Annotated in this window: 11 protein-coding genes and 1 pseudogene; 4 read left to right on the top strand and 8 right to left on the bottom strand. The window is 36.4% G+C overall.

Translation table 11 applies throughout. From position 1 onward, the window contains the following. Positions 1–4: 4 nt before the first annotated feature. Positions 5–997, bottom strand: coding sequence for an NAD(P)H-quinone oxidoreductase (locus AVJ19_RS14480; RefSeq protein WP_111860374.1), 993 nt, complete (start codon positions 995–997; stop codon positions 5–7). Positions 998–1,118: 121 nt separating this feature from the next. Here AVJ19_RS14480 and AVJ19_RS14475 point away from each other — a divergent pair, with 121 nt between their 5' ends. Together AVJ19_RS14475 and AVJ19_RS14470 are read left to right on the top strand one after the other, a co-directional pair. After that, entirely contained in the window at positions 1,119–1,571 is a 453-nt protein-coding gene (locus tag AVJ19_RS14475) for an N-acetyltransferase (protein WP_111860373.1), read from the top strand. Between the two features lie 37 nt (positions 1,572–1,608). After that, the gene (locus AVJ19_RS14470) at positions 1,609–1,941 is read left to right on the top strand and encodes a thioredoxin family protein (RefSeq protein WP_111860372.1); all 333 of its coding nucleotides are present in this window, start codon (positions 1,609–1,611) and stop codon (positions 1,939–1,941) included. 3 nt (positions 1,942–1,944) lie between these two features. On the opposite strand, the gene AVJ19_RS14465 is transcribed toward AVJ19_RS14470, so the two are convergent. Genes AVJ19_RS14465 through AVJ19_RS14455 form a run of 3 tightly spaced genes read right to left on the bottom strand, consistent with a single transcriptional unit; the run spans position 1,945 to position 3,047 of the window. Continuing rightward, a complete protein-coding gene (locus tag AVJ19_RS14465; protein WP_111860371.1) occupies positions 1,945–2,187 on the bottom strand; it encodes a DUF2798 domain-containing protein in 243 nt (80 codons plus the stop codon). 23 nt (positions 2,188–2,210) lie between these two features. Beyond that, positions 2,211–2,513 (bottom strand): DUF3861 domain-containing protein, encoded by a 303-nt coding sequence (locus AVJ19_RS14460; RefSeq protein ID WP_111860370.1) that lies wholly within the window; start codon positions 2,511–2,513, stop codon positions 2,211–2,213. A 15-nt stretch (positions 2,514–2,528) separates the two neighbouring features. Next, on the bottom strand, positions 2,529–3,047 hold the full coding sequence (locus AVJ19_RS14455; protein WP_111860369.1) for a PadR family transcriptional regulator: 519 nt from the start codon (positions 3,045–3,047) through the stop codon (positions 2,529–2,531). A gap of 210 nt (positions 3,048–3,257) precedes the next feature. Here AVJ19_RS14455 and AVJ19_RS14450 point away from each other — a divergent pair, with 210 nt between their 5' ends. Then, positions 3,258–3,800 carry a DUF2239 family protein gene (locus AVJ19_RS14450; RefSeq protein WP_111860368.1) on the top strand — a complete coding sequence of 181 codons (543 nt, stop codon included), beginning with the start codon at positions 3,258–3,260 and terminating at the stop codon, positions 3,798–3,800. Between the two features lie 64 nt (positions 3,801–3,864). Here AVJ19_RS14450 and rnk read toward each other — a convergent pair whose 3' ends face one another. From rnk to AVJ19_RS14435, 3 genes are all read right to left on the bottom strand, one after another. After that, positions 3,865–4,269: a nucleoside diphosphate kinase regulator gene (gene rnk / locus AVJ19_RS14445; protein ID WP_111860367.1), complete on the bottom strand. Its 405-nt coding sequence runs from the start codon at positions 4,267–4,269 to the stop codon at positions 3,865–3,867. 161 nt (positions 4,270–4,430) lie between these two features. Next, positions 4,431–5,684, bottom strand: coding sequence for a serine hydroxymethyltransferase (glyA, locus tag AVJ19_RS14440; protein WP_111860366.1), 1,254 nt, complete (start codon positions 5,682–5,684; stop codon positions 4,431–4,433). A 486-nt stretch (positions 5,685–6,170) separates the two neighbouring features. Then, a complete protein-coding gene (locus AVJ19_RS14435) occupies positions 6,171–7,079 on the bottom strand; it encodes a DMT family transporter (RefSeq protein WP_111860365.1) in 909 nt (302 codons plus the stop codon). 126 nt (positions 7,080–7,205) lie between these two features. On the opposite strand from AVJ19_RS14435, the pseudogene AVJ19_RS14430 reads away from it, so the two are divergent. Continuing rightward, positions 7,206–8,058: pseudogene (locus AVJ19_RS14430) on the top strand (LysR family transcriptional regulator). Between the two features lie 78 nt (positions 8,059–8,136). On the opposite strand, the gene AVJ19_RS14425 reads toward AVJ19_RS14430, so the two are convergent. Beyond that, the coding region (locus AVJ19_RS14425) for an Ig-like domain-containing protein (protein WP_171334222.1) at positions 8,137–13,203 on the bottom strand (5,067 nt) is incomplete at its 5' end.

Raw genomic sequence — 13,203 nt, 5'->3', positions numbered from 1 at the left:
ACTTTTAAAGCACTTCAACCACAACTTTACCAATATGTTCACCTGTATCCATGATCGCATGTGCATCCTGAATTTGATCAAATTTAAACGTGCGATAAATCATCGGCAAGCATTCACCTTTTGCCCAAAGTGGTGCAACATTTTCCATCAAACCTTGTGCAATAGCAGCTTTTTCAGCAGTATTACGAGCGCGCATCGTTGAACCTGTAATGGTCAAACGCTTCATCATGATTTGACCCAATTTCACCTCTTTGGCTTTTGCTCCACCTAAAAATGCGATATAGACCAAACGTCCATCACGGCGTAACAGATTAAGATTTTTTTCTAAATAAGGCGCACCAACCATATCAAGGATAATATCCACACCACCATTGTCCGTTTTTTCATTAATGACTTGTTCAAAATCTTGAGTTTTATAATTAATCGCATCAGTTAGATCAGCAATAGCATGTACTTTCTCATCCGAGCCCACTGTCGCAAAACTTTTTAATCCCAAAGACTGACATAACATTAATGCAGTTGTACCGATTCCACTCGCACCGCCATGCACAAGCACGGTTTCACCAGCTTTGGCATTACCCATTTGGAATACATTTGCCCAAACAGTAAAAAATGTTTCAGGAATAGCGGCAGCTTGAACAAAACTTACACCTTGTGGAATATGAATGGTCTGGCTTTCAGGCACAACACAATATTCTGCATAACCACCACCATTGGTTAAACCACAAACTTTGTCACCAACTTGAAACTGAGTGACATCACTCCCCACCGCAACAATTTCACCTGCAACTTCCAAACCTGGCACAGGTGTGACACCTTTTGGCATCGGATATAAACCTTGGCGCTGTAAAATATCAGGACGGTTAATTCCGAAGGCATGTACTTTAACTAAGACTTCATCAGATTTTGCCTGTGGAATATTTACCTCTTCATAGGCAAGTTTTTCCACTCCACCTGGTTCAGTAATAATAATGTGTTGCATCGTTGCTTGTGACATCAGTTTTCCCTATTCATGACTTTTCAAGTTTTCTCTATTTGAACATAAAGCTGCTGCAGTTTGAATAACAGTGGACTTATGTATAATCAATTGGTTATTTTAAAAATTGATATTCAAACCTATGTTCTTGATTAGACAAGCTCATTCCACAGATATTGAACAAATTCTACACATCTGGCTAGAAGCATCCATTCAAGCCCATCATTTTATCCCTATCCATTTTTGGCAAGAACAATTAGACAATATGCGTAATGTCTATTTACCTATGGCTGAAAACTATGTGATTGTATCTAAGTGCAATATACTTGGTTTTGCATCTCTATTAAAAACAGATATAAGTACAGAATATTTTTTAGCAGCACTATTTGTTGCACCTGCTTTTCAAGGGCAAGGCTTCGGGTCAAAACTTTTGAAATTTACTCAACAACAGTCTACTGCATTGGATTTACAGGTTTATACTGAAAATACAACTGCTGTACAGTTTTATCACCACCATGGTTTCCAGATCGTAAAAGCGTCAGTTGATGAATATACACAGCATGCCCAGCTTGATCTACGCTGGACAATGCAATAAACACGAAGTCGTATAAATTAAATCAAGGAACTTCACCATGCCAATCATCACAGAATATTCAGAAAATAATTTTCAAGATTTTGAATGGTTTGAAGGAATTGCGGTGATTCGCTTTTATGCAGATTGGTGTGTACCTTGTGTACAAAATTTTCCTCTCTTTGAACAGTTTGCTAAGCAGTTTTCTGTGTCACATCCTGAAATTAAATTTGGTAAAGTCAATATTGATCAATCTCCGATTCTGACTTTGCGATATCACGTTTATGGTCTACCTTCGACTTTAATCTTTGAAAATGGACAAATCATGCAACGTATTGCAGGGGTAAAAAGCTTGACTGAAATGCATCGTATTTTACAACCATACATTTCATAGAGCTTAATCAGGGATATGCACAAATTGCATTAAAAACTTCCGTACCAAAGGCAAGAAAATTAAAATTAGAGGAAATGCAATCAACCACGACATTGTCCAACTGTGTAGCCAAATATTGAAAAAATCAGCATTCCAACCTCGATTTAACAAGACATTAAAACAAGAAATCGAAGCACTCATTAAGCCTGAAAGGATCAATGGCATGAGCCATGCGAGATGTTTAGGATGAAACTTGGGAAATACCATAAAAATTTATATTACCTATTTCTTTAATTTTCTGCTGGTTGAGATTGCTTTAATCTTTTCATAAACTGAATAAATTCAGGCATAAAATCTTTAAATAAAGGCAAATCTTTATTTTCTAATAAAACTTCACCAAAAAGTTTCAACCCAACAGTAAATGATTTCGTTGTTTCAGGATCAAATAATTGTGTATTTTCTACAAACTGTAAAACTCTAAAAATGTCATCATGATTGCCAACCTTAAACTGTAAAGGTTCACTATATGTGGAAGGCTGCCCTTTTGCATCTGCGAGATGTTCTACTGTAATTTGATATTGATGTTGTTTCATAAGCTCTCTCCTCGTTTATAAACGACCGATTTCAATAGCAGCATGATCAATTTTTTCAGCAATATTCCGCACTTGTTCGGCTGTCATTGAGTCTGTTTTCAACTTGAGTTTTAATGCTGTTTTTAGATTTTCCATCGCACGGCGAATATCTATAAGCTGTTGGTTATTTTGAATTTCTCGTCTCGTTTCAAAGCGATCTAAAACTTGCTGCAACTGCACTTGCTGTGTTTCTAAATAACGACCACCTTCAGGCTCGATGCTGTATTGCTTACGACCTGCTGTTTTTTGTGCAGAAATAAATTGCATATCTTCTAAATAATTTAACGTTGGATAGATCGTTCCCGCACTTGGGCTATAACCACCGCCAACAATTTCTCCAATATCTTTCATTAGTTCATAGCCATGCTTAGGCGCTTGTTGAACTAAATACAGTACCAATAACTTCATATGCCCTGATTCAAATAAGCGTTGTTTACGTGGGCTTTCGATATTTTCTACAGGTATTAAAAATTGCGGAGCATCTGCTTTATTCATCACTAAAAATCTATGCTAAGAATAATTAAGATATATCTTAATATATCTTTAGAATAAAATAAACCACTCCTACTCTTTCTTTACTCCATATTTTTCAAAAGAAATTGCACAGAAATAATAAAATTGTGTTTATTTTTTAGTTTTACCCTGATAATATTCAATCGCTATCTATTTTTACCCTGATAAAATTATTTTTTATGTGAGCTTAAAATGTATCTTGAAAATTACTATACCGCCTTCCATGGAGATCTCCGTATCATTACAGACTCTTTATTTCATGTCGCTTTAACACTGCAAAAGCAACCTGAGATAAGTTATCTGATTTTTAATGACCAAACAGGTCAACAAATTGACCTCGATCTTTCAGGTTCTGAAGATGATTTAAAACAACGTTATGCGAAAGTCGAAGAAGTTAAAAAAGTTGGACGTCCCAAATTAGGCGTAATTTCTCGTGAAATTACCCTGCAACAAAAACATTGGAATTGGCTAGATCAGCAAAGTGCGAGTGCATCTGCTGTGATTCGTAAATTGATTGATAAGGAACTAAATGATCCAACATCTGAAAGTAATATCATGTTAGCGAAACAAAGTACTGACCGTTTTATGTCAGCAATGCTTGGTAATATGCCAAATTATGAAGAAGCAACTCGTGCTTTATATCAAGGCAATAAAAGTCTTTTTCTAGCACTTATTCAGAATTATCCAAATGATTTAAAAGCATATTTGGAATTAAAAGCTCAAACTGCATTTTAACTATCGAATTAAATTTATTCGATCTGCAAAAATATAAAGCCATCGTCACGATGGCTTTAAATACTTAGATGAAGTTCCCTTCACGCTCAGGTTGATAAAGAACTTTTTCTATCTTGACTTTCATGGTATGACCATCGGGTTGTGGCCATTCAATTTCTTGACCTTCAGCCAAACCAATAATCGCAGCGCCAATCGGTGCAAGAATATTCACTTGACCTTTATCCCCCTTAAAGTCATGTGGATATACCAAAGTAATTTCTGTTGCTTCTGTTGCAGGTGCAATAGTAATCAACACTTTAGCATTCATGGTCACGATATTGGCTGGGATTTCTTGTGGTGCAACGACATCTGCACGTGCCAATTCATCTTCTAAATGTGCCATCGTTGGTGTTAATTTCGTTTGATGTTCAAGCATCGTTTCTAAACGATGTAGATCCTGTTCTGTAATAATAATCTTTGGTTGAGCCATGTACTTCACTTCCTTTAATTCATGTGATGAACGAGCAACAGCAATTAAAAATTTAAATGTCTAACTTTCTCTTATAACAGAAAATATGACAATTGAATAACCCACTTACTTTTTCAAAGTTATAAAAAAAGCCCCTCGAGAGGGGCTTCTCAAGTCAATGCTTATTTTGCATAAACTGGGAATTTAGCGCATACAGTTTCAACTTTTGCTTTTACTGTATTGATGACAGCTTCATCACCTTTTGCATCTAAAATATCAGCGATCCAACCTGCAAGATCACGTACTTCTGCCTCACCAAAACCACGTGTTGTTACCGCAGGTGTACCGATACGGATACCTGAAGTGACAAATGGAGAACGTGGATCATTTGGTACAGAGTTTTTGTTCACAGTAATATGAGCTGCACCTAACCAAGCATCAGCCTCTTTACCTGTTACATCTTGTTTGATCAAAGATAATAAGAATAAATGGTTTTCAGTACCACCTGAAACCACATCATAACCACGTGCGATCAACACTTCAGCCATTGCTTTAGCATTTACAACCACTTGTTTTTGATATTCTTTATATTCTGGCAACATCGCTTCTTTAAAGCAGATTGCTTTTGCAGCAACAGCATGAACCAAAGGACCACCTTGGTTACCAGGGAATACAGCTGACTGTAATTTCTTCTCGATTTCTTCGTTTGCTTTCGCAAGAATTAAGCCAGAACGTGGACCACGTAAAGTTTTATGTGTAGTCGTTGTTGTTACATCAGCAATTTGTACTGGACTTGGGTAAACACCCGCAGCAACTAGACCTGCAACATGTGCCATATCTACGAATAAATATGCGCCCACTTTGTCTGCGATATCACGGAAACGTTGCCAATCTACGATTTGGCTATATGCAGAGAAACCAGCCACGATCATACGTGGCTTGTGCTCGATTGCTAAACGTTCAACTTCTTCATAGTCGATTTCGCCAGTTTCAGGATTTAAACCATACTGAACAGCGTTATATGTTTTACCAGAGAAGCTGACTTTTGCACCGTGAGTCAAGTGACCACCATGCGCAAGGCTCATACCCAATACAGTGTCACCTGGGTTAAGAAGCGCTAAGTAAACTGCTGAGTTTGCTTGTGAACCCGCATGTGGTTGAACGTTTGCATAGTCAGCGCCGAATAATTCTTTAGCACGATCAATTGCCAATTGTTCGATCACGTCTACATATTCACAACCGCCATAATAGCGTTTGCCTGGGTAGCCTTCCGCATATTTGTTAGTGAGTTTTGAGCCTTGTGCTTCCATTACTGCTGGTGAGCAATAGTTTTCAGAAGCGATTAACTCAATATGCGCTTCTTGGCGAGCATCTTCATTCGAGATTGCTTGCGCTAATTCAGGGTCAAATTCAGCAATAGAGATATTGGCAAACATTAGCGAGGTCCTATGAAATGTAGGGCTTTTAAGCCGTGCTAAGATTGGCGCATATTGTAGCATGAAGTTTTTAAAGTTTGAGAATGAACTTTACTCAGTTTGTCATAAAAATTTCTCTATCTTGCAACAAAACTGTTTTATAAGGTCAAATTAACACTTTGGATTCAAAGCTAAGTGTTTTCAAAGTTAAAAATTAGAATAAATATTCTGTTGAAAATTTTCTCTGCGCTTTTATTTAAATCTTTCTGTATTCAAATATAAGATTTGTACTCATTCTTAGATGCATATCAACTTTCAAATATATTTTTAAACTGTAAAATTATTCAACTTTTAACACAATTTTGCTTTAAACATGCTCAATGAAAACATAATTACAATCTCACGAATCCAAATATATAATATTCAAAATTGGTGCAACATAAAATCTAAATGCTGCATCATCAACCAGATCAACTTATGCCAATATGGTTGATGAGCAAATGATCATTAAACTTTTATGGAAGTTGATTTTTTTATTTGTCCATTTAGCTTCATTGAACTCAAAATAATGCCTATGCAAATAAAGACTGCACCAATCATAATATTCAAGGTTAATGGTTCATCCCAAAACACATAACCAAAGAGTAGACTTAAAATTGGAATACTCATGATCGAAATTGAAGCAACAAAGGTATCAACTTGAGTAACAATCCAATTCCACAATGCAAAAGCAGCACCTGTACCCACGATTGAAACATAAAATAAAATCGAATCATTGAATGGATTCACCCAAATATGCAGATCAATAGGCTCAACCAGTAAAGCGCCAAATAATATAATGATGCCACCAATCAACATTTGCCAAATCGTCAGTTTCACTTTGTCATATGATGCAAAATTTTTCTTGATATAAATCGTGGTCGCTGCCCACATAAAGCCAACAAAAATCAGCCCAAGTTCACCAAGTAATGTAACATTCATATGAATATCATGTAGCTGTGTCCAAAGAATTGAAACTAATCCCAAAACACCAAAAAACAAACCTACAATTTTCTGGGTATTCAATCGTTCTTTCAAAATGTAATGCGCCAAGACACCAATGAAGATCGGCATAGTAAATACCAATACGGCTGATAACCCTGAATCTACGAATTGCATGGCAAAAGTTTGAGTTGCATAAAAGCCAACACATAACATTAAGCTTGAAATCAGTAATTTCCCCCAATCGCCTTTCTCAGGCAGGATTGATCTGTTTAAAAACCGTTGGACAATTAACAATGTTAAGGCAGCGATAATTAAGCGTACTGAGATAAATTGAAATGGTGGGAAAGTATGTAGGCTGAATTTAATCAATCCCCATAAAGATCCCCACACCAGACACAACACCGTGATCGCACTTACCACTCGAATATTCATTTTTCTGTACTCTACAGATGGAATGTTTTTCTAGTGTAGAAAATTAATAACATCATGAATAATGCTATGTTTTAATAGATACATCATTTTTTTTGATGTCATTGTTTCAGCATTAGAGGAATTCATATGAATATTGATATGAGTGATATCCGTTCATTCATTACTGTGGCGGAGATGAAAAGCATTACAGCTGCAGCCAATAAGCTGAATTATTTACAGTCAAACATGACCGCTAAAATTAAAAAAATTGAAAATCATTATGATCGTCAAATGTTTATTCGAAAACCGAAAGGTGTTGAGCTGACAGAATCAGGGATCAATTTATATCAACAATACAAAAAAAATGATGTTTACTTGGGAAGAAACTGAAAACAAAATTCATCAACAAGAAAAGTTTTTACGTTTTGGCACCAATACCAGTTTAGGAGGTATGCGCTTCTACCCATCAATCAGTCAGTTATATACAACTTACCCCGATTTATCTTTTTCCATCAAAACTGGTGCTACAGGCTTTTTGGAACAAGAGGTTTTACAGGGAAATATTGATTTTGCTTATGTACTCGGACATCCCGAACAAAAAAATCTACAATATATTCAAAAAGGTAAAGATGAATTGGTGCTTATTGGCAAAGATGTCATCAACTATGAAAATTTATATGAAGCATTGAATCAGCAAAATTTATTATTTACCTCATTAGAATGTTGCTATTCGACAATGCTTGATCAAATTTATTTAGATCACACATTAAATAAAGGTGAAATGATTCATATTAATGATTATGAAGCACTGGTGAATTTCACACAGTTAGGTATGGGGGTTTCTTTGGTCACTCGATCATTGGCTCAGAAATACAATGTTCAATATAAGATGGAAATTCCTGAACAATATCGCCACATAGGGCTATATCTAATTGCGAGGAATGAGCATGTATTTACACCAATTGAAAAACAGTTTATTGGGTTAAATGATCAACTCTAATTTTCTAAAAATGCTAATTTCATATAAAAAAAAGAGCCTTCTAAAAGGCTCTTCATTTAATATTTAAGTTTACATACTTTAGAACAAAATTTGTTGATTTTGAAGAAGTTCTTCTAATGATGTATTTACATTTTTCAGCACCAACAATTGTGTCATTTCATAGTTCGAACCGCTACCATCTCTATCAATACTGATTACTGTATTATTTGAACTATCCATTTTAACATCTATATATTGCTGTGCTTCAGTGAGTGGATCTGACCAACCACTCGGTTGCGCATCTAACAACTCACTCAGATCAATTTGATCCGCAGCTGTGTCCGTATTGACATCACCAACATGGAAGTTTTGCCATGTATCCAAACCATTTCCACCCGTTGCGCTGTTTGCATCTAGCACTTTAAAAATCACGCTGTCACTGTCATTGACATGACCTACAAAAATATCATCTTGTGCACGACTTTCTACAGTATGCGTTGGCATCAGTACAAAATCATTCGTATCAATATGAGCAGGCAAACTCTCGCCATATTCAGAATGTGAAACAATGACACTTAAAACACCTTGATAACCTGCTAAATCAACGGTAAATGATCCATTTTCACTGCTCACAAGTGCAATAATATTTCCTTTGTCATCTTCAACTCGAACATCAGGGGAATTGGTATTACCTAGTAAAAATTGCCCAGTTTCATCTAAAGTTAAATCAGTTGCTGCATTTGGCGCAGGATGAACATACACATAGCTGACATTGATTGTATATGCACTACCTTCCTGATATGTTGATGATGACACTGCAAAAAACTGCACTTCTTGGTCTTGTGTCGTATGAACACTTAAACTACCCGTCACTTGACCTTGATAATTTGAACGACCTTCTCCGATTTGATTGCCATTCATATCTCTCACAATAATCTGGCTATTCGGTGTCGCATTGCCAGTAAACTGTCCAGTGGTATTATCTACTTGAATTTCATCAACCACAGATGCTTTGCTATAATTTTCCTCTAACTCCGCTGTTGACAATGCTATCATTTGACTTTCATTACCAGCACGATCAACCACTGTAAATTGCACATCTAAAACATTTATAGGCAAACTATATGTAAAAACACCCTCTTGATTTGCCGTCACAGTGTAGCTATTTTGCGTATGTTCACCTGAGATATAGAAGATATCTATAGTACTCCATGGTTCTGCAACACCTGTTAATGTTCCTTCGTTTAATTTTAACTCGGTTGCAGTCTCTGGCGCAGTTTGATCCAGTGGTGCTGTAACTGAAGCCATTGGGCTTTTATTACCATTTGCATCAGTAACTTGAACTTGTATGGTTTCAGCATTCCAATAGCCGTTCCCGTTATTACCATATAGATATAATGAGAATTTACCGTCTACATCCGCGGAAGTGGTATTACCAAAACTTTCACCTTTTTCATTAAAAGCTTCTACTTTGGCAAATGCTTCAGTTTGCCCTTTGATAACTTGGTAACTTTGTTGCGCTGCATCAATCGTCAAATCACTTGGTGCATCAGGTGCAATAATATCAATAGGTGCTTTAATTTCCGCATAATTACTTAAATAGTTATTTTGAGCTACAACTCTGAGCACTTGTCCACTGGTATAGGGTTGACTCAACTGTATGCTAAATTGCCCATATTCATCTGTACTGCCTGAAGTAATATAATTACCAACGACATCATAAACAATGATTGATGTTACAGCATCTGCTTGCCCTGTCAGGGTTAAGCCATTTTCCATCAATACAACATTACTTGGCGAGCTTGGTGCATGCTGACTCGCTTGTACAATATAGGTTATTGCTTCACTTTCATTATGTGCCAAGTCTGTTGCTGTAACAGTCAGCACTTCACCAGGTAAAATATTTTGACCTATATATTGATAAATCTGACCATTTTCATCCGTTTGTAACCAAAGATTTAAATTATCACCATCTTGATCAACTAATTTTAGCGTACTGTATTTTTCAGTGCTTACGGTTAAATAGCCATCTTCAGAGATATTAAATTCTTGAATGACAGGGGCAACATTATCTAAAGGTGCTGTAATTTCAGTGACTGGACTATATTTACCATTCCCATCATAAACACGCACATCTAAAGTTTGACCCTGTAAATAATTACCATTTAAATTAACACTAAAAGTATCCTCACTGATATAAGTCTGACCAATTGTACTTCCTGTATGACGATCAATAACGTCTATATACATTCCCGCTATTGCATTTCCTGTAATGATAGAACCATTTTCATCTATGGTTAAATTTGTTGCAGCAGCAATACCATTGTCATCTAATGGAATGCTCACTAAAGCAACCTCACTACGGTTAGTTGCACGATCTACAGCAACAACTTGTAAATCTGATCCTTGGTATTTACTTAAATCAAAATAAAAATAAGATGAAAAAGCCCCATCAGAATTTGTATTAACTGAAAAAATCACTTGGTTGTACGGATCTAAAATCTCAATCAATGTATCTGCTTCAGACTGTCCTGAAATAATATTATTTTCAGTATCCAAAACAAGCTGCTCTACTTTATTTGGCGGTATATCATCTCGCAAAGCTGTAACGATCGTTTCAGGACTTTGATTTTTTGCACGGTCAAGCACCACAAAATGGAGTTCTTGAGCTTTTAAAAATACGCTATTAAAATATCCATAAACAATTCCATCACTGCCTGTACTTCCAAAACCTACTTCATTGCCCTCTTTATCATAGACTTTGATGGTAGAGTTAGGTTCTGCACTAGCAACGAATTGCGTACCATTTCCATTTAAAACAATGTCTTTTAACACTTCAGGTTTAATATCATCCAATGGTGCAGTAATCTTCACCTCAGTGCTTTCATTTCTTGCTGCATCTACGACAACAACCGTAAGCTCCTGTGCTTTTAAATAGTAATCATAAAACTCAAGACTAAAAATACCTTCCGAATTGACGCTAGAAGTTCCCCACTGTACAGGGATTTCATTACCATCTTGATCTAAAACTTTGATGGTTGCATTTGGCTCTGCTTTACCTGAGAGGATTGAACCACTATAACCTTCGGTCAGACTTAATTCTGTTGCAGGCTCTGGAGGAATAATATCTGTCAAAGCATTTTTTATGGTTTCATCACTTTCATTAGCTGCACGATCTACCACAATGAAATGTAACACTTCACCATTTAAATAAACTTGGTTAAAATAACCACTAGCTTGCCCCAATTCGTTGGTAGAGCCCCAACCTATTTCATAACCGTCTTTATCCAAAACTTTGATTTTTGTATTTTCTTCAGCCGTTGCTGTAAATTCTCGTCCATTTGGATTTAAAACAATGTTTTCCAAGGCTTTAGGTGGATGGGGATCTAATTGTGCTGTGATCTTCACTGCTGTACTTTCATTTTTTGCTGCATCTATAACAACAACCGTAAGCTCTTGTCCTTTTAAGTAGTAATTCTTAAATTCAAAACTAAAAATACCCTCTGAATTGACGATAGAACTTCCCCAATATTCAAAGATCTCATTACCATCTTGATCTAAAACTTTGATGGTTGCATTTGGCTCAGCTTTACCTGAGAGGATTGAACCTGAATAACCTTCGGTCAGCGTTAATTCTGTTGCAGGCTCTGGAGCAATAATATCTTTCCCAGCATTTCTTATGGTTTCATCACTTTCATTAGCTGCACGATCCACAACAATGAAATGTAACGCTTCACCATTTAAATAAACTTGATAGAAATATCCTGTTACCTGACCTGTACTATCAGTACTGCCATAACCAATTTCATTACCATTTGCATCTAAAACTTTAATCTTCGTATTGGCTTCGGCAATCGCTATAAACTCTCGTCCATTTTCATTTAAAACAATGTCTTTTAACACTTCAGGTTTAATATCATCCAATGGTGCAGTGATCATTACCGCAGGGCTTTCATTTCCTATTGAATTTTTCACAATAAGAGTAAATTCCTGCCCTTTTAAGAAATAAGTGTTAAATTCTAAATTAAATACGCCCTCTGCATTAGCCTGATTACTTCCCCAACTTACATAGACTTCATTGCCATTTTGGTCATAGATTTTAATTGTTGTATTTGGTTCAGCTTTACCTGATAAAATTGAACCTGAATCATTTTCTGAAAATTGTAAATCTGTTGCAGCAGATGGAACTCGTGGATCTTTTCGTGCATGAATAACTGTTTCAGTGCTCTTATTCCCTGCTTGGTCGATGACTACAAAATGTAATTTCTCTCCATTTAAAAAGACTTTATTGAAACGACCATTGACTTGACCTAGATGATCAGCTATCGCACTACCTATTTCATTATTAGCATCATCAAACACTTTAATTGTGCTATTTGCCTCAGCAGTCGTTGTAAAATCTTGCCCATTGTCATTGAGAATGGCCTCCTGAACAGCAACTGCTGTCACTGTTGTATCTACTATGACTTTTTGAATATTTGTGGTTTGTGTATTACCTGCAACATCCGTCACCACAGCTTTAAACTGATAAGTACCATCTGCTAAATCCGTTTGCTGTACATCAGTATTTACCCATGTGTTACCGCCATCAGTGGAAACTTGGTATACAAATGTTGTATCCGCTTCTTGCCCCAATAAATTTAAACTAAAGCTTTTATCTTGGCTAATAAAGTCATTGGTTGAACTTCCAGTATCAGTATATTCCCCTAAGAAAAGCGTACCTGCTATTGGTTTAGTTGTATCAACCGTGACTTTTTGAACATTCGTACTTTGACTATTGCCTGCAACATCCGTCACCACAGCTTTAAATTGGTAAGTACCATCCACCAAGTCAGTTTGTTTAGCATCCGTATTTGCCCATGTGTTACCTCCATCTTTGGAGACTTGGTAAACCACACTTGAACCTGCTTCCTGACCTGCCAAACTGAGGTCAAAGCTCTTGTCTTGGCTAATAAAGTCATCTGCTTTTTCACCTGTGTCGGTATAAGCTGTAAGACTTAATGTGCCTGTTTGTACCACAGTATCAACAGTAACTTTTTGAACATTCGTACTTTGACTATTGCCTGCAACATCCGTCACTACAGCTTTAAACTGATAAGTACCATCCACTAAATCCGTTTGCTGTACATCAGTATTTACCCATGTGTTACCTCCATCTTTGGAGAC

The organism is Acinetobacter sp. CFCC 10889, from assembly GCF_003268395.1.
GTDB lineage: Bacteria > Pseudomonadota > Gammaproteobacteria > Pseudomonadales > Moraxellaceae > Acinetobacter.
The sequence above is the reverse complement of the archived record's forward strand: the minus strand, read 5'-3'. Positions and strand labels throughout refer to the sequence as shown.